Source organism: Bradyrhizobium sp. 613_E4_N2_2 (genome assembly GCF_052075995.1).
In the GTDB taxonomy this organism is placed as follows: Bacteria; Pseudomonadota; Alphaproteobacteria; order Rhizobiales; family Xanthobacteraceae; genus Bradyrhizobium; species Bradyrhizobium barranii.
The window spans coordinates 2,086,520-2,104,068 of the sequence record NZ_CP197234.1; the positions used below are offsets into that span (position 1 = coordinate 2,086,520).

Below are 17,549 nucleotides of genomic sequence, written 5' to 3' on the forward strand. Positions count from 1 at the left end.
AGAACCGATGGGCCGCGGCGTACTGGATTCCCCGCTTGCCGCCTACGCTAAAGCTTCGGCGGCCCTGGACCTCAGCCCCGGCGAAGCCTTGGCGTAGCCGGGTCGCGGGGAATGACACCGAGATTGGCGCGAGGCCAATCGCTCCCCTCACATCATCCCCGTCTCTTCCTCCTCCGCCTGCTCGATCAACTCCTCGCTCACCACTACCTCGCGGCGAGGAACGACGAAGATCATCATGCAGGCGCAGAGCAGCGAGATCGCCAGCACCGCCGAGGTCAGCGGCCGCGTCGTTGCGGAATGGCCACCGAGATAGGCGCCGAATTGCGACATCAGCGCGCCGATGCCCTGCTGGAGGAAGCCCATCGCGCCTGATGCGGTGCCGGCGGCTTCAGGGCGGATGCTGATGGCGCCGGCGGCGGAGTTCGCCATCACGAAGGCATTGCCGACCATCACGATCATCTGCGTGCCGAATAGCCAGCTCGGAGCCTCGTTCCAGCCGGTGAAGCTCCAGAGCAGGTTCAACAGGCTGCCGCAGAGTTGCAGGCCGAGCCCGAACCAGATCAGTCTTTCCAGCGAGTGTCGCGGCGCGAAGCGCACGCAGAGCAGATTGCCGACGAGATATGCAAAGCCTGTTGTCGCGAACCAGGCGCCATATTCGGCGCTGGTCCGGCCCATCTGCGTCACCACGATGTAGGGGCCGCCGCCGGCGAAGGTGAAGATAATCTGGGACGCCAGCACCTGGCACATCACATAGCCGATGAAGGCGCGGCTCTTGATCAGGGTGCCGACGTCGCTGCGAAACCCGCCGCTGCCGACCGCGCGATCGCGGCGGGTTTCGGGCAGCGCGATCGCGATGCCGATTGCGACCGCGATCGCACCGATCGTGACGGCGTAGAAGATTGCCCGCCAGCCGAATGCGGTCTCGATCAGGCCGCCGGTGAGCGGTGAGACCATCTGGCCGATCATGAGCGCTGCGACCACGAGGCTGATCATGGAGGCGACGCGGTCGCGCTCGTAGATATCGCGGATGATGGCGCGGCTCACCACCATGCCGGAGGCGCCGCCGAGCGCCTGGAAGAAGCGCGCTGCGATCAGTTGCGGCAGGGTTTCGGCGAAGATGCAGGCGACGCTCGCCGCGACCATCAGCGCGAGGCCGCCAAGCAGCACCGGACGCCGGCCGAACCTGTCCGACAGCGGTCCCATGATGAGCTGCGACAGCGCGATGCCGACCATGTACAGCGACACCGTCATCTGCGCGATCGAGATGTCGCGGCCGAACGTCGTCGCCAGCACTGGCAGCGCCGGAACCAGGATGTAGAGCGAGATCGGCGCGATCCCGGTCATGACGACCAGCAGCAGCAACACCACGCGCGAGGTCGCGATGTTTTTCGTCGCCGCGTCCGGCGGCCTGCTGATCATGCCGTGCATAGTCGTCCGTCTTTCGAAGTCGAATCGACTGTAGCGTGCTCGCGCAAGACGGATATCGGCGTTTCGGAATGCGGCTATTCGGATTTCGGGACGGTTACGATGAGGGCACGATGGCGACCGATTGGGCGCGTTGCTCGTGCCTTAAGGGCGGTGTCATCGCCCGCGAAGGCGGGTGATCCAGTACGCCGCGGCCTTTCCGCATGCGTTTGCTGTCTCTGGAATACTGGATTCCCCGCTTTCGCGGGGAATGACAGCGATGGGTGGGGAAACAGCGTTGCGCAAATCGCGTAGAGCTATGCATCGTGCCCCGCAGGCCGAGCTCTACGTCAGTTCCGCCGTGGCCTGATCGAGCCAGGCCTTCGTCGCCTCGTCCAGTGCCGGCCGCACCTCGGCGCGGACGCGCGCGTGGTAGGCATTGAGCCAGTCGAGCTCGTCCTTGCCCAGCATCGCGACATCGACCAGGCGCCGGTCGATCGGCGCCAGGGTCAGCGTCTCGAACGCGTTCATCGGCTTCTCGGCACCCTCGATGTCGGCGGCGACCACCAGCTCGAGGTTCTCGATGCGGATGCCGAAGCCGTCGGTCTTGTAATAACCGGGCTCGTTGGAGAGGATCATGCCGCGTTTCAGCGGCGTCGTGCCGAGCTTCGAGATCCGCGCCGGTCCTTCGTGCACACTGAGATAGCTGCCGACGCCGTGGCCGGTGCCGTGCTCGAAATCGACGCCGGCGGCCCAGAGATATTGCCGCGCCAGCGTGTCGAGCTGCGCGCCGGTCGTGCCGTCGGGAAACACCGCGCGCGCGATCGCGATGTGGCCGCGCAGTACCCGGGTGAAGCGGTCGCGCATCTCCTCCGTCGGCTCGCCCACGGCCATGGTACGGGTGACGTCGGTGGTGCCGTCTTCATATTGCGCACCGGAATCGATCAGCAGCAGGTCGCCCGGCGCGATGCGCCGGTTGCTCTTGCGGGTGACGCGGTAGTGCACGATGGCGCCGTTCGGGCCGGTGCCTGATATGGTCGGGAACGAGACGTCCTTCAGCGCGCCGGTGTCGCGGCGGAACGTCTCAAGCGCTTCGACCGCGTCGATCTCGGTCAGCTTGCCGCTTGATGCCTCGCGGTCGACGAAGGCGAGGAAGCGCGCCAGCGCCACGGCGTCGCGGCGATGCGCCGTCCGTGTGCCCTTGATCTCGGTCGCGTTCTTGACGGCCTTGAGCAGCGCAATCGGATCGCTGCCGCGCACCGGCTTGCCGCCGGCGCTTGCGATCAGCCGGCTGAGCGCGTCGGCCGCGGTGGCATTGTCGAGTGCGATCGCGGCGCCGCTCTTGGCGAGCGCCATCAGCGTCGGTGCCATCGCATCGGGCTCGCGCACGTCGGCGGACTGTTCCAGATGGTCGCGGGTCAAATTGGAGAGTTTTCGGTGGTCGATGAACACGGTCGGCCGGCCGTCCTTCGGCACCAGCGCGTAGGACAGCGGCAGTGGCGTATGGGCGACGTCGGCGCCGCGGATGTTGAAGGTCCAGGCCACGGCGTGGCTGTCGGAGAGCACCAGCGCGTCGACGCCGAGCTTGGCGATCTCGCTTTTGATTTGCGTGATCTTCTCGGCCTCGGCGACCCCGGCATTTTGCAGGCTGTGCACGGCGACAGGGGCCAGCGGCGGCTGCGGCCGGTCCTGCCAGATCGCGTCGACCGGGTTGCTGTCGACGGCGATCAGCTCGGCGCCGGCCTTGGCGCAGGCGGCGGCGAGGCGCTCGGCTGCCGAAGAAGTGTGCAGCCACGGATCAAATCCGAGGCGGTCGCCGGCCTTCAGGTGCGTCGATACCCAGCTCTCCGGCGGCGGATCGATCAGCGATTCCACCGCCCAGGCCTTTGCGTCGACCTGCTTGGCCGCCTGGATCGTGTAGCGGCCGTCGACGAAGACCGCGGCCTCATGCGTCAGCACCACCGCCAATCCTGCGGAACCGGTAAAGCCGGTCAGCCAGGCCAGCCGCTCTTCCGAGGGGGGCACATACTCGTTCTGCTGCTGATCGGCGCGCGGAACGACGAAGCCGGTCAGCTTGCGGCGGGCGAGTTCTTCACGGAGCGCGGCCAGGCGCGCCGTCAATGCGACGCCGGCCTCGGGCTCCTCGAATGTCTGGAAGTGTGCTTCGAACATGGCTCAGTTTAGGATCATGAGGATCAGTCCGCAATGTAGACGCATTTGGGGTCGCATCTGGCACGGACCGTGCTTGAAAATGGTCCATTCGAATTGAGTGGAGTACAGGATGCAGCAGTTGCGCTTCGTCCGGATAACAGGGAAATTCGAGCGGGTGGTTCATCTCAACGGCGAGGGGACACACGATGCCAGCGTTCATGTTTGAGAAGATTTCGCCGCCGGCCCACCGCGCCCCGGCCGCAACGACACCGAAGAAGCCGCGCGGCCTCATCAGCCAGATGATCGACCGTTTCGCCGAGCGCCGCGCCAGGCGCGCCTTGCAGGGCAAGCGCGCGACGCGCCGGGACGAGAAGCCGGCGGAGTAGTGGTGTTCCGCCGTCGCTCTTCGAGCTATGGCGGACAAGTCGCTTTGCCCACCCGACGGCACCTACGCTGGCCTTACCCCATCTTCCTCAGCAACAAGCTGCTCCACCCCTCGATCCGCAGGTGCCGCAGCGGCACGAGGCCGCGTGCGCGGTAGGCGGCGATCACGGCGGGGGCCTGGTGGGTCAAGAGGCCCGAAAGGATGACGCGCGCGCCGGGCGCGAGGTGCCGCGCCATCGGGCCGGCCAATTGCCTTAACGGATTGGCAAGGATGTTGGCCAGGACCAGGTCGAACGGGCCGCATCTGGCAAAGTCCGGTGCGGCAAATCCGGTTGCGCGGATCACCCGCACCTGGTTGCCGACGTGGTTCAGTGTCGCGTTCTCTGCCGCCACCCGCACCGACGGCGGGTCGATGTCGGAGGCGAGCACCGCGCGATGCAGCGCCTTCGCTGCGGCGATGCCCAGCACGCCGGTGCCGGTGCCGAGGTCGAGCAGGCTCCTCGGCCGGGAACTCTTCAGGACGTGGTCAAGCAACAGTAAACAGCCGCGTGTGGTGCCGTGGTGGCCGGTGCCGAAGGCGAGCGCTGCCTCGATCTCGATGGCAAGCTTGTTCGGCGCGACGCGGTCGCGGTCGTGGCTGCCGTGCACGACGAAGCGCCCGGCCGGCACCGGGACGAGATCTTCGAGGCTCGCCTTGACCCAGTCCTTGGCCTCGACAATGTCGAAGATGAGCGTGTCCGCGATCTCGTTTCCTGCCGAAGTTACAATGAGTTCCCGCAGCCATGCCTGATCGGGCGCCTCGGCGAAATGGAGCGTGACGTCCCACTGTCCGTCCGGCCGTTCGAAGGCGGCGACCGCCGCATCGCCGTCGAAAAAGACCTCCGTGAGCACGTCGACGACGCGCTTGGCCGCGGCCTCGGTGCCGATCGAAAAGCAGGCGCGATGAGTGGGAGAAAGCTGCATTCTAGGGTTCCGTCAGTTCAATTTTTGGAACTTTTGTTCCCAATTTTCCGCATAACTTGCAGGTTCCGATTTAACCTGACTGCAGGTTGTATCCCGTAGATTTCCGGGTGTTGGATCCAGCCAACGCACCTTGGAATTGAAACGGAGGCGAGTCTTGAAGAGCATGGTTTTGAAGTTCTGGTCGGACGAATCCGGTGCAACCGCGATCGAATACGGCCTGATCGCAGCGGGCATCGCGCTGGCGATCATCACCGTGGTGAACAGCCTGGGCACCAGCTTGAACGACAAGTTCGGTTCGATTAGCAGTTCCTTGAAGTAATTTCCGCCTCCCATTTCCTGGCGGGGGCTGTTTTTCTTTAGAGGCTGTTACCTGACGATCGCCCGCACGGGGAGTTGCCCCCGGCGGGCGAGGTCGTTTTGGGGGGCGGCCCGGAAATGCCCACAGGCCTTCCACTCGTTTCCCCCAAGTTGTCCACGGCTTTATCCCGCCACTCGTCCCCAGCTTTTCCACCGCCTTGTACGGGGCGCGCCGGGCCTGCCGCGCGCAGGCGACCCACTGCTTTCTCACAGCCCTGCCAACAGCCTGTCCACAGCCCTTTCCACAGACCTATCCACGGCTTCCGAACAGCGAGCGGTGATCCCTCAAAATCGCCTGTGCGGCGTTGTGGCCGGGCGCGCCGGTGACGCCGCCGCCGGGGTGGGCGCCGGAGCCGCAATGATAGAGGCCCTTCAGGGGCCCGCGATAGTCGGCATGGCCCAGCATCGGCCGCGCCGAGAACAGCTGGTTCAGCGTCAGCGCGCCGTGGAAGATGTCGCCTCCCAGCAGGCCGAATTGCCGTTCGAGGTCGAGCGGGGAGAGGATCTGGCGGCCAAGCACGCTTGCCGCAAAGCCAGGTGCGTATTTGTCCACCGTCGCGATCATGAGATCGGCGACCTCCTCGCGATGGTCGTCCCAGGACTTTCCGTCGGGCAGTTCGGGCGCGACGTGTTGGCAGAACAGGCTCGCGACGTGTTTGTCCGCCGGTGCGAGCGTGTCGTCGAGCGTGGAGGGGATCAGCATTTCGACGACAGGCTCCCGGCTCCAGCCCAGCGCGCGCGCGTCGAGATAGGCGCGGTCCAGGTAGCCGAGGCTTGGCGCGAGGATGATGCCGGAGGTGAGGTGATCGCCGTCGCCCGGGAGCGCGGTGAAGGAGGGCAGGCGGTCCAGCGCCACATTCATGCGGAAGGTGCCGGAGCCGTTCTTCCAGTGCCGGATGCGCGCGAGGAAGTCCGGGGGCAGCGCGTCGGCCGCGATCAGCCGCGTGTAGAGCAGCTTTGGATTGACGTTGGCCGCGACATATTTCGCGCGGATGGAGGTGCCGTTGTCCAGCACTACGCCCACCGCGCGGTCGCGCTCGACGATGATCTCGCGCACACCCGCATCCGTGTCGATCGTGACGCCGCGGCCCTGCGCGACGCGCGCCATCGCCTGCGTGATCGCCCCCATGCCGCCGATGGCGTGGCCCCAGACGCCCTTCTTGCCATTCACCTCGCCGAAGGCGTGGTGCAGCATCACATAGGCCGAGCCCGCCGCGTACGGACTGGCATAATTGCCGACGATGGCATCGAAGCCGAACAGCGCCTTGACCAGATCGTGCTCGAAGCGCTCGTCCAGTATCTCGCCGGCCGAGCGGGTGAAGAGATCGAGCAGGCTGCGGCTTTGCTCCAGCGTCAACCCACGCAGGATGTTGGCGCTCTGCAACGCGTTCACCGCTTCGCGGATCGCGTTCGTGCCAAAACCGTCAAGCAGGTTCGGCGGCGCACGCAGCACGAATTGCCGCAGCACGTCGGCGATGTCTTCCAGCTCGCGCGAGAACCCGTCCAGCGCGCTTGCGTCGTGCGTGCTCAGCCGCGCGACGGATTCCTTCGTCCGCCCCTCGCCGGTGAGCAGATAGCTGCCGTCGGGCGCGGGCAGGAAATTCTGGGCGCGCCGCTCGACGATCCGCAGGCCCTGTTCAGTGAGCCCCAAGTCGCGGATCACCTGCGGATTGAGCAGGCTCACCGTGTAGGCCGCGACCGAGTTGCGGAATCCGGGGTGAAACTCCTCCGTGACCGCGGCCCCGCCGACCACCTTGCGGCGCTCGACGACGCGCACGCGCAGGCCCGCCATCGCGAGATAGGCCGCGCAGGTGAGGCCGTTATGGCCAGCGCCGATGATGATGACGTCGGTTTCGCTCATGAAGGATTCAAAATGTTCCGCGGTCTTTCCGGGATGGTCCGAAAGACCAGACCCGGAATGACATCTGTATATCAAGCAATCGTCGCTGCAACATCACGAGACCCTTTATTGCCCGTTCATGCGCCTTGTGCTCCATTGCGCGCGTCCGGCGCCCGCCGGGGTTTAAGCCGGAGCTTCCATGGATTCGATCGTGCAACCCGCCGCCACGGAGCAGCCCTCCTCGTCGCGCAACCGGCTGCTGCTGACGGTCTATACTGCCGCGATCTTCGTCAGTGCGCTCTTGCTGTTCTCGGTGCAGCCGCTGTTCGCCAAGATGGTGCTGCCGCGGCTCGGCGGCTCGCCGGCAGTGTGGTCGGTGGCGATGGTGTTCTTCCAGTCGCTGCTGCTGGCGGGCTATGCCTATGCGCATCTCTTGATGCAGATCAGGAGCCGGATCGTTCCCGTGGTGGTGCATCTCGTGTTGCTGGCGCTGGCCTTCGCCACGCTGCCGCTCGGCATCGCCACCGCCTATGGCGAGCCACCGGCGTCGGGCTATGCGTTCTGGCTGCTCGGCCTGTTCGTGGTCTCGATCGGCCTGCCGTTCTTCGCGCTCGCCGCCAACAATCCGCTGCTGCAGGCCTGGTTCGTCCGCACCGGCCATCCTGCCGGACACGATCCCTATTTCCTCTATGCATCCTCCAACATCGGCAGCTTCCTCGCGCTGTTGTCCTATCCGTTCCTGCTGGAGCCGATTTTCACGCTGCACACGCAGAACCGGTTCTGGACCCTTGGCTATGGCCTCCTGATCCTCCTGATCGCCGCCTGCGGCGTGCTGCTGCTGCGTTCGCCGAAGCTGGCCGTGGTCGACGCAAAAACCGAGGACATCAATGCGCCGGCGCCAGGCTTCGTGACGCGGCTGCGCTGGATCTTCCTCGCCGCGGTGCCGTCCGGGCTGCTGATCGCCGTCACGGCGCACATCTCGACCGACGTCGCGGCGGCGCCGTTGCTCTGGGTGCTGCCGCTGTCGCTGTATCTACTCACTTGGGTGGTGGTGTTCCAGTCGCGGCCGCTGCTGCCGCACAAATGGATGCTGATGCTCCAGCCGGTCGCGATCGCGGGCGTCATCGTCCTGCTGGCGTTCGGCGGCGAACAGAATCTGCTGCTGACCCTCGGCGGCCACCAATTGTGCTTCTTCGTCATCGCCATGGCCTGCCATGGCGAGCTGGCGCGGACACGCCCGGCCGCCAAATATCTCACGGGCTTCTATGTCGCGCTGTCGTTCGGCGGCATGGTCGGTGGACTCTTTGCCGGCCTCGTTGCTCCATTCACCTTCTCCTGGATCGCCGAATACCCGATCCTGGTCGCGCTCGCCGCGCTGTGCCGGCCGCCGGCGAACGAGCGGCTGGCGGGTATCGTCAGATGGTACTGGCTGGCACTCGCCGTGCTTGCGGTGGCGCTGGTCGCGCCGTCTTACATGACCGGCGATCTCTCGACCTGGTTCGAGGATCATCGCGTCTGGGTCGCGGGGGCCGTCGGCGTGCTCGCAGCACTTCTGGCGCTCGCGCTCAACGCCAGCCGCTGGAAGATCTTCGCCACCGCCGCGCTCGCGCTGGCGTTGATCCGCGTCTATCCGGCGGACGAAGGCCGCGTCACGACGGTGCGCAGCTTCTTCGGCGTGCACAAGATCGTGGTGACGCCCGGCGGCTATTTCCATGTGCTGATGCACGGCACCACGATCCACGGCGCCGAGCGCTTCCGCAACAATGACGGCACGCCGGTCGTCGGCCGGCCCGAGCCGATCACCTACTATCACAAGGACGGCGGGATCGGTCAGGCCATCACCGCGCTCCGCGAGCGCAAGGGCGCGCCGCTGAAGGTCGCTGCAATCGGCGTCGGATCGGGCACGCTCGCCTGTGCCGCCGAGCCCGGCGAAAGCTGGACCTTCTTCGAGATCGACCAGTCCATGGTCGACGCGGCGAGCGACCCGAAGAACTTTCGCTACATATCGAGCTGCATGCCGGGCCTGAAGCCGGTGATCGGCGATGCTCGCCTCACCTTCGCGAAAGAGCCCGACGGCGCTTATGACCTGATCATCGTCGACGCCTATTCGTCGGATGCGATCCCGATTCATCTCGCCACCGAAGAGGCGATGAATATCTACAAGGACAAGCTGGCGCCGCACGGTGCCGTGGTGATGCACGTCTCCAACCGGCACCTCGATCTCGAGACCGTCGTGGTCGGCATCGCCGATGCCAACGATCTGAAGAGCTGGGTCTTCAACGAGGATTCCGGACGCGACGGGGACTACATCTTCTCGACCGACGTCGTCATCTCCGCGCGCGAGGAGGCCGACGTCGGCCGGCTCGCCTCCTCCAAGTCATGGGAGCAGACCGAAGCCGACGACCGGGTGCGGGTCTGGACGGATGATTATTCCAATATTTTGGGCGCGCTGTACCGGCGTCTGCGGGATGGGGAGTAGGGACGCCAAAGGTACGGCGCGCAGATTTACGAGAGGTCGTCATGCCCGGGCTTGTCCCGGGCATCCACGTTCTTCCGACGATGCCGCAACACGTGGATGGCCGGGACAAGCCCGGCCATGACGGCGGATAGACTTCACGGCACGACCGGCGTTCCCGCCGGCAATGCAATTCCCTTCTCGCCCGCGACTTGCCGCAGCAGGTCCGGCCTGTCCGAGATGATGCCGTCGACGCCGAGCTCGATCATGCGCGCCATGTCCTCGCGCTTGTTGACGGTCCAGACCACGATGCGCAGTCCGAGCGTGTGTGCCTCCGAGACGACCGCCTCGGTTACATCGCCGAAATAGGGCGACCAGACCGCGCCGCCCGCAGCCTTGATCGTCCGCGGCAGCGAGCCGCCGTGATCGGCCGGGCTGAAACCCGCCGTCCAGTTCGTCGCCTTGTCCAACGCCACCGTCTGGCCCGAGCCGCGCTGGAGCGTCAGGTAGACCGTCGGAATGTTGGGCGCCTGTTGCTGGACGAGCAGCAGGGTCCGCCAGTCGAACGACTGGATCATGACGCGATCGGACAATCTCTCGGCCTCGATCAGCCCGAGCAGCTTTGCGACAAAGCCTTGCGGATCGAGCGACTCGTCCGGATGGTTTGGATCGATCTTGGTCTCGATATTGAAACGCACGCGCGTGTTGCCGGCCTTGCGTACCAGCGCGAACAGCTCGCCCAGGGTGGGAACGCGTGTCCCCGGCACGGCCCGCTGGTCGGGGAATTGCTTCGCGTAGGAACTGTCGGGGCGGATCTGGCCGACGTCATAGGCCCTGACCTCTTCGAGCCGCAGCTTCACGAACGGTGTGCCGGGCGCGGCGACATAGGCGCCGCCTGCATCGCGCGCGAGGTCGGGATTGAGCCCGCGTTCATGCGAGATGATGACCTCGCCATCCGCGGTCACGCCGACGTCGAGCTCCAGCGTGTCCACGCCCATCGACAGCGCGTTGGCGAAGGCCGGCAGGGTGTTTTCCGGCAACAGCGCGCGCCCGCCGCGATGCGCTTCGAGATCAAAGGCCATGGCTCGTCCCGCAATGAGAACCGAGAGCACGATCAGGATTGTCGCGGCACGTGACGGCATCAAGGTTCGCAGCCCAAGTGAAAAGAGGAGCTTATGAAATCTTCGCCCGGTTCGTCCAGCTTCGTGGTCGACAGGTGCTTGACGGCGGCCGGGGAAGGCGGAAACTGGCTCTCAAAAAAGGGAGCCATTCATATGCGGCTTATCTTCATCGCAACGATGGCGATTCTCATGGTCGGACAGGCGCTAGCCAAGGATGTGCTCTCGGGTGCGAGCCTCTACGAAGATGTGGCGCGCTATGCGTCCTTCGGTCTGCACCGCTTCAGCTCGGCGGGCGATCGCGCGACGGCCGACTGGATCGCCGGCGAGATGAAGCAGGCGGGTTTCGAAATCAGCTTCCAGCCCGTCGTGCTCGGGCGGCAATATGTCGTCGAGCGGGCCAGCGCCGAAGCCGCCGGCATCTCTGTCGAGGCGACGCCATTCTGGTGGCCGCCGGAGGACAAGGCCAGCTTCCATCTCGCCGCGCCGCTCGCGCGCGACGGCGATGTTACCGGCAGGATCCTTCTGCTCGATCTGCCGTTCGATCGGGGCGCCTATCTGGGGCCGACCCATCGTGCGGCGATCGAGGAAGCCGCGGCAAGGAAGCCGGCGGCCATCCTGCTGATGATCGGCAATCCCGCCGACGACCGCTTCGCCTATAACGTCACGCAGGAGGATGCACCCTGGCCCGTGCCGGTGATCGTGGTCGGCGCGGCGTCGCGAGCGGTGTTCGAGCGCGCGCTCGCCTCAGGTGCGCCTGTGACCTTTGACGTCAAGGGCCATTACGAGCGCGATGTTGTTGGCCGCAACGTCATCGCCGAGATCGGGGCCGGCCGTGGGCCGGTCATCGTCGTCTCCACGCCGATGACCGGCTGGTACTCGTGCGTCTGCGAGCGCGGCCCCGGCATCGCCAATTTTCTCGCGCTGGCGCGCACCGTCGCCGCCGAGAAATGGCCGGCGCATCTTGTGTTCATCGCCACCGCCGGCCACGAGATCGGCCATGGCGGCATGGAGCTGTTTTTGAAGCACGGAGCGCCGGCACCGAAGGACACGCTGGCGTGGATTCATTTCGGTTCGTCGAACGCCTGCTATGCCTTCGCGGAAGGCGCGCGCACCGATCGGCCCGAGCAAGAGCGTTATCTCGTGCTGAGCAAATCCGCCGTCGCGCTGACCGACGAGGCTTTTGCAAAAGTCGAGGCCAAGCGTCTGGTGACGGAGAAGCAGGCGGTCGGTGAGCTGCGCGACGTGCATGCGGCGGGCTACGCCAATTTCCTCGGCATGGCCGGGCGCCATCGGACGTTTCATACGCCGTCGGATGATCTCGCCGCGACCGGGCCCGAGATCCTCGAGCCGGTCGCGCGCGCCTTCGTCGATGCTGCGCGAAAGATCGTCGAACGCGGCAACGCCGCGTTCCGGTAGCGTCAGTTCTGATAGTAACCGCGCGGCTGATAGTATTGCCGGGGCTGTGGCTGATAGTAGCCCTGCTGGCCGTAGCCTTGATTGTAGTACTGCTGCGGCTGCTGCTGTTGGTAGACCTGTGCGTCATAGAGCGGACGGCTGGCCGAGCGCGGCGCGGGATAGCGCGTGCCGGTGTCGCTGCCGTCGGCCGGGTAGATGTAATTGTCGTCCTGCGGCATGTAGCGGCGGGCGGGCTGCGCCGGCGGTGCGAGATTCACGGGATCGCCTGAAGTGGCGTACTGCTCTTCGGCCGGCTGCGGCGCGCGGGCCACTGCTGTGGGGTTGCGGCCGCGCGGGTTGCGGGCCAGAGCCACCTGGGCCGAGCCGGTCAGCGTCACCGTGGTGTTGAGCACGCCCTGCTGCTGCACCAGCGCATAGAGCGTCGAGGCATTCTGGCGCGACAGTCGCACGCAGCCGTGCGACGCCGGCGAGCCGAGGCGGCCGACCGAGTCGGTGCCGTGGATGGCGTGCCCGACCTTGGTGAAGAAGATCGCGTGCGGCATCGGCGCGTCGTCGAATTCCTTGGAGTAGTGATCCTCTTCCATGCGGAAGGCGCGGAAGGCGCCGCCCGGCGTTTCGCGCGAGGGGATGCCGGTCGACACCGGCCAGTGATAGCGCGCGACGCCGTCGACGGCGACGGTCATCTGCTGATTGTCCTTGTCGACGGTGATCTCGACCTTGGCCTGCGCGGTGCCCGCGCTCAAAAACATCAATGAGGAAAAAGCGATGAAAAAAGAACGCATCTGGAAACGCATTTGAGTTCTGGCCTCCGGCCTGTTCACGCTAGGCGCCGCGGCTCTCCGTCCCCCGGCGTGCAATATGCCTGCAATCCGGCTTTCGTTCCAGCGGGCTGCCCCTCCATCGTTAACGCGATGCCGGGCGTAAGCAAGGCCGCTTTGTGCCGCGTGGCTGGCGGTGGCGCTGACATTTTCGCGAGCGTGCCAAGCAGTCACAACGCCGACAATTCGTCACAAAGGCGCAACCATTCGGCCGCTTCAGGCGTTGATTGTGGCTGCCCTCGACGGGCGGCTTCCGCTGCCCTCTCCCCTTTAATTCCCTTGGGACCGAAGATGAACAAAGCCCGTATCGCCGCCGCGCAATTGCCGGCCGGTTTGCCCGTCCGCCTGCTGTTCGCAGCCACCGCCATCCTGCTCGCGCTGTTGTCGCTGCCGCAAGCCGGCCACGCCCAGGGCATCGTGCGCGGCGCCCAGGAGGGCTCCTATGAAGGCAACCGGATTGCCGGGCCTGTCGGTGGCGTCGTTGGCGGCGCGGTCGGCGCCGGTGTTGGAGGGGCCGTGGGTGCGGTGGAGGGCGTGTTCGGCATTCCGCATCACCGCCATTACCGCTGCCGCGGCTACTATGACGGCTACCATCGCTTCCACTGCTACAGGTGAGGTAGCGCCGTAGCCCGGATGGAGCGAAGCGCAATCCGGGGCCGCTGGTGCGTGAGGTGACGCTCGTCCCGGATTTCGCTGCGCTCCATCCGGGCTACGGATCTGCGGTCAGTTCTTCAGCCGGTAGCCCGTGCGGAAAATCCACCAGATCACGGCGAGGCAGATCACCAGGAACGCCGTCGTCATGCAGATGCTGACGGACACGCTGACATCCGCAATCTCGTAGAAGCTCCAGCGGAAGCCCGAGATCAGATAGACGACCGGGTTCAGCAGCGCCACGGTGCGCCAGCCTGCCGGCAGCATGTCGATGGAATAGAAGCTGCCGCCGAGGAAGGTCAGCGGCGTCACCACCAGCATCGGGATCATCTGGAGCTTTTCGAAGCCGTCGGCCCAGATGCCGATGATGAAGCCGAACAGGCTGAACGTCACTGCCGTCAGCACCAGGAAGGTCAGCATCCAGACCGGATGATGGATGTGCAGCGGCACGAACAGGCCGGCAGTGGCGAGAATGATCAGGCCGAGAATGATCGACTTCGTCGCGGCGGCGCCGACATAGCCGAGCACGATCTCGCCATAGGAAATTGGCGCTGACAGGATTTCGTAGATCGTGCCGGTGAATTTCGGAAAGTAGATGCCGAAGGAAGCGTTGGCGATGCTCTGTGTCAGCACCGAGAGCATGATCAGGCCCGGCACGATGAAGGTGCCGTAGCTGACGCCCTCGACCTGGCTGATGCGCGAGCCGATCGCGGCACCGAACACCACGAAATAGAGCGAGGTCGAGACGACAGGCGAGACGATGCTTTGCAGCAGCGTACGCCAGGTGCGCGCCATTTCGAACAGATAGATGGCGCGGATGGCGCGATGATTCATGACGTCCTCACGAGGTCGACGAAGATGTCCTCGAGCGACGATTGCGTCGTGTCGAGATCGTTGAAGCGGATGCCGGCGTTGCGGAGGTCGCTGAGCAGGCTGGTGATGCCGGTGCGCTCGCCCTTGGTGTCGTAGTCGTAGACGAGCGTCGCGCCGCCGTCGCAGACGTCGAGTTCGTAATGGCTGAGGCTGTCCGGCAGCGTCGTGACCTTGCCCTGCAGATGCAGCGTCAACCGCTTCTTGCCGAGCTTCTCCATCAACGTCGCCTTGTCCTCGACCAGCACGATCTCGCCCTTGTTGATGACGCCGATGCGGTCGGCCATCTCCTCGGCTTCCTCGATGTAATGCGTGGTCAGGATGATGGTGACGCCGGATTGCTGCAGGGTGCGCACCACCTCCCACATGCCCTTGCGCAGCTCGACGTCGACGCCGGCGGTCGGCTCGTCCAGGAACAGGATCTGCGGCTCGTGCGACAGCGCCTTCGCGATCATCACGCGGCGCTTCATGCCGCCGGAGAGCGTGATGATCTTGTTGTCCTTCTTGTCCCAGAGCGAGAGGTCCTTCAGCACCTTCTCGATATGGGCGGGGTTCTTCGGCTTGCCGAACAGGCCGCGGGAGAAGCTCACCGTCGCCCACACGCTCTCGAAGGCGTCGGTGTGCAATTCCTGGGGCACGAGGCCGATCAGCGAGCGGGCCTTGCGGTACGAGGTCTGGATGTTCTCGCCGCCGACGAGGACCGTGCCTTCGCTTGGGTTGGCGATGCCGCAGATGATCGAGATCAGCGTGGTCTTGCCGGCGCCGTTGGGGCCGAGCAGCGCGAAAATCTCGCCGCGCTTGATGTCGAGATTGACGTTCTTGAGCGCCTTGAAGCCGGACCCATAGGTCTTCGACAAATTGGCGACGGAAATGATGGAGGACATGATGGCCGCAGGGCTGAAAGGTAAAGACTGGGGAGGGGAGGCTGGAACCGTCCGGGAGGAGGTCAGCGGAGCCCTGAAATAGGAATGCACTTGCCCGGCCGCAATTGGCCGGAGAAAAATGGTCTCAAAACAGTCCCTTCGGTGGCAGGTTCCGGGCAAGTGTTGCGCGAGGGTCACGGCTTGTGGCTAAGATTGCCGCTCACGCGCCTCTTTGTTGCGTCTGCGAGCAGGCCGTGGCTACGATTCCGGCCAATCGCAAAGCGTATCGTCCCCAGGGAAAACATCGAGATGAGACCGAACGGCCGTCACACCGCCGGCGCCAGCCAGTTGCCCGCCCTCCGTGTGTGGGCGATCTGCCTGCTCCTGCTGTCAGCTGTTGCCATTAGCCCGTCCACCGCCAGGGCGGCGCCGAGCCAGTCCGCGGCCGCGACCACCCATGTCTACCTGCTCCGCGGCGTGCTCAACATCTTCTCGCTCGGGCTCGATACGATCGGCTCCCGCCTCCAGGCGCAGGGCGTCCAGGTGACCGTCGCGAACTTCGTGTCCTGGTCCTCGCTCGCTGATGAGGCCGCGGCCAACTACAGGGCCGGTCGGGTCAAGACCATTGTCCTGGTCGGCCATTCCTCCGGCGCGACCGCGCTGCCCGACATGATCGCCAAGCTCAACCAGCTCGGCGTGCCCGTGAAGCTAGCGATCGGCCTCGATTCCGTATTCAAGACCAGGCTGTCGACCGGCGCCGAACGCTACATCAACATCTATATCGGCGACGGTCCCGGCGAGCCTGTGCGCGCTGCGGCTGGTCTCCGCGGCAAGCTCGACAATGTCGACGTCCGCGGCACCGGCGTCGGCCACATCTCGATCGACAAGAACGAGGCGATCCAGCGCCGCGTCATCGGCGAGATCGACGCCGCCATCTTGCGCTCGCGCGCCCCGGCAGGTCCGGTCGCCGAACCCGGCGCACCCAGGGCCCCGCGGCAGGCACGCTCCGCGGCGGCAACGGCGCCGGCCAGGAACTGAGGGCGCGTCGCGCCCGCAGCACCGCGTGATGCCGCCTAAGCGGCGGTCACGCGGACCGGGATGCTCTCCAGTCCGCGCAGGGAATTGTTGAGCCTGCGTTTCGGCTCTGCCGTGAGCTCGATGGTCTTCACGCGCCTTGCAAGCTCGCCGAAGATCAATTCGCCTTCCAGACGTGCAATCATCTGGCCGACACAGGCGTGAATGCCGGCGCCGAAGCCGACATGTCCGGTCGCACTCCGTTCGACATCGAAGCGGTCGGGTTTGTCCCAGCGCGCCGGATCGCGGTTGGCGGAGGCCATGAACAGCAGCACCTTGCGGTGCGCGGGGATCACGCCGTCGCCGATCTCGACGTCGCGCGAGGTGGTGCGAAAGAACGTCTGCACCGGTGAGTCGTAGCGTAACCCCTCCTCGAAGGCGTTGCGCGCCAGTTCCGGCTTGTGGTGCAGCTTGCGATATTCATCCGGATGCGTGGCGAGTGCCAGCAGGGTATTCCCGATGCCATTGACGGTGGTGTCGATCCCGGCGGTGAGGAACGGCCGCACCAGGTGCGTTGCTTCGTGCTCGGTGATCTCGCCGTCGTCGGCCGCCTGGTAGATCATCATGCCCAGCCCGTCGGGCTGCAACGCGTCCCGGGCGCAGCATTCCATGATCCAGCTCTGAGCGGCGAGGCCCGCCTTGCGCGATGCGGCCAGCATTACGTTCTCCGGGCCAAAGCTGTCGAACACGAACGTGCTCCAGGCCAGCAGCTTCTCGCGGCCGTCAGGCCGGATGCCGATCGCATCCGGAAACACTTTCATGGGATAGGCCTCCGCAAGATCGGCCACGGCATCGAAGGTGCCCTTGTCGATCAGCTCCGAGACCTTCTTCTCCGCTTCTAGCTGAAACGTCTCGCGCAGCTTCCTTGCGACGCCCGGTGACAGGGTGCGGCCGAGGACGCGGCGGCCCTTGTCATGATCGGGAGGATCGATCTGGAGTGTCAGCGGTTTCGGCAGGGCAGGATTCATCCCGTGAAGCCCGACACCCTCGCCGCTGATGAACGTCTTCCAGTCCTTCAGGGCCGGCTCGACTTCGGCATAGCCTGCCATGGCCCACACGCCATACCGCTCCAGCGCGAACGCAGGCCCGAGCGCGCGCAGCGCTTCATAGGCGGGATAGGGGTCCATCAGGAAGTCAGGCGCGAACGGGTCGATCGGACTGGATGCAATGCCGCTCATGGTC

The 17,549-nt window shown here is 65.4% G+C and carries 15 protein-coding genes; 6 read left to right on the forward strand and 9 right to left on the reverse strand.

The genetic code is table 11. The features are described 5' to 3' along the window. Window positions 1–147: 147 nt before the first annotated feature. Window positions 148–1,428 (reverse strand): multidrug effflux MFS transporter, encoded by a 1,281-nt coding sequence (locus AB7290_RS09885; protein WP_085399521.1) that lies wholly within the window; start codon window positions 1,426–1,428, stop codon window positions 148–150. Between the two features lie 321 nt (window positions 1,429–1,749). Beyond that, a complete protein-coding gene (locus tag AB7290_RS09890) occupies window positions 1,750–3,576 on the reverse strand; it encodes an aminopeptidase P family protein (protein ID WP_085399520.1) in 1,827 nt (608 codons plus the stop codon). Between the two features lie 185 nt (window positions 3,577–3,761). Here AB7290_RS09890 and AB7290_RS09895 point away from each other — a divergent pair, with 185 nt between their 5' ends. Further along, a complete protein-coding gene (locus tag AB7290_RS09895) occupies window positions 3,762–3,941 on the forward strand; it encodes a hypothetical protein (protein WP_028147633.1) in 180 nt (59 codons plus the stop codon). 73 nt (window positions 3,942–4,014) lie between these two features. Here AB7290_RS09895 and AB7290_RS09900 read toward each other — a convergent pair whose 3' ends face one another. Beyond that, on the reverse strand, window positions 4,015–4,902 hold the full coding sequence (locus AB7290_RS09900) for a 50S ribosomal protein L11 methyltransferase (RefSeq protein ID WP_085399519.1): 888 nt from the start codon (window positions 4,900–4,902) through the stop codon (window positions 4,015–4,017). A 163-nt stretch (window positions 4,903–5,065) separates the two neighbouring features. Here AB7290_RS09900 and AB7290_RS09905 point away from each other — a divergent pair, with 163 nt between their 5' ends. Further along, on the forward strand, window positions 5,066–5,221 hold the full coding sequence (locus AB7290_RS09905) for a Flp family type IVb pilin (protein WP_094183922.1): 156 nt from the start codon (window positions 5,066–5,068) through the stop codon (window positions 5,219–5,221). Window positions 5,222–5,509: 288 nt separating this feature from the next. Here AB7290_RS09905 and AB7290_RS09910 read toward each other — a convergent pair whose 3' ends face one another. Next, window positions 5,510–7,120, reverse strand: coding sequence for a phytoene desaturase family protein (locus AB7290_RS09910; protein WP_085399518.1), 1,611 nt, complete (start codon window positions 7,118–7,120; stop codon window positions 5,510–5,512). Between the two features lie 178 nt (window positions 7,121–7,298). Here AB7290_RS09910 and AB7290_RS09915 point away from each other — a divergent pair, with 178 nt between their 5' ends. After that, entirely contained in the window at window positions 7,299–9,578 is a 2,280-nt protein-coding gene (locus AB7290_RS09915; protein ID WP_085399517.1) for a spermidine synthase, read from the forward strand. A 134-nt stretch (window positions 9,579–9,712) separates the two neighbouring features. On the opposite strand, the gene AB7290_RS09920 is transcribed toward AB7290_RS09915, so the two are convergent. Continuing rightward, complete coding sequence (locus AB7290_RS09920) at window positions 9,713–10,696, reverse strand: glycerophosphodiester phosphodiesterase (RefSeq protein ID WP_085399529.1); 984 nt, start codon at window positions 10,694–10,696, stop codon at window positions 9,713–9,715. A gap of 132 nt (window positions 10,697–10,828) precedes the next feature. On the opposite strand from AB7290_RS09920, the gene AB7290_RS09925 reads away from it, so the two are divergent. Further along, window positions 10,829–12,091 carry a hypothetical protein gene (locus AB7290_RS09925; protein ID WP_085399516.1) on the forward strand — a complete coding sequence of 421 codons (1,263 nt, stop codon included), beginning with the start codon at window positions 10,829–10,831 and terminating at the stop codon, window positions 12,089–12,091. Window positions 12,092–12,093: 2 nt separating this feature from the next. Here the strand turns inward: AB7290_RS09925 and AB7290_RS09930 are convergent, their stop codons facing one another. Next, a complete protein-coding gene (locus tag AB7290_RS09930; protein ID WP_085399528.1) occupies window positions 12,094–12,873 on the reverse strand; it encodes a L,D-transpeptidase in 780 nt (259 codons plus the stop codon). A 327-nt stretch (window positions 12,874–13,200) separates the two neighbouring features. On the opposite strand from AB7290_RS09930, the gene AB7290_RS09935 reads away from it, so the two are divergent. Further along, entirely contained in the window at window positions 13,201–13,524 is a 324-nt protein-coding gene (locus AB7290_RS09935; RefSeq protein WP_085399515.1) for a hypothetical protein, read from the forward strand. A 108-nt stretch (window positions 13,525–13,632) separates the two neighbouring features. Here the strand turns inward: AB7290_RS09935 and AB7290_RS09940 are convergent, their stop codons facing one another. Further along, complete coding sequence (locus AB7290_RS09940; RefSeq protein WP_028147642.1) at window positions 13,633–14,394, reverse strand: ABC transporter permease; 762 nt, start codon at window positions 14,392–14,394, stop codon at window positions 13,633–13,635. Beyond that, on the reverse strand, window positions 14,391–15,314 hold the full coding sequence (locus tag AB7290_RS09945; protein WP_028147643.1) for an ABC transporter ATP-binding protein: 924 nt from the start codon (window positions 15,312–15,314) through the stop codon (window positions 14,391–14,393). Before AB7290_RS09945 ends, AB7290_RS09940 begins: the two co-directional genes overlap by 4 nt. Window positions 15,315–15,602: 288 nt before the next feature. On the opposite strand from AB7290_RS09945, the gene AB7290_RS09950 reads away from it, so the two are divergent. Continuing rightward, window positions 15,603–16,331 carry a hypothetical protein gene (locus tag AB7290_RS09950; protein WP_085399514.1) on the forward strand — a complete coding sequence of 243 codons (729 nt, stop codon included), beginning with the start codon at window positions 15,603–15,605 and terminating at the stop codon, window positions 16,329–16,331. Between the two features lie 35 nt (window positions 16,332–16,366). Here the strand turns inward: AB7290_RS09950 and AB7290_RS09955 are convergent, their stop codons facing one another. Next, window positions 16,367–17,545 carry a cytochrome P450 gene (locus tag AB7290_RS09955; protein ID WP_085399513.1) on the reverse strand — a complete coding sequence of 393 codons (1,179 nt, stop codon included), beginning with the start codon at window positions 17,543–17,545 and terminating at the stop codon, window positions 16,367–16,369. Window positions 17,546–17,549: the final 4 nt, after the last annotated feature.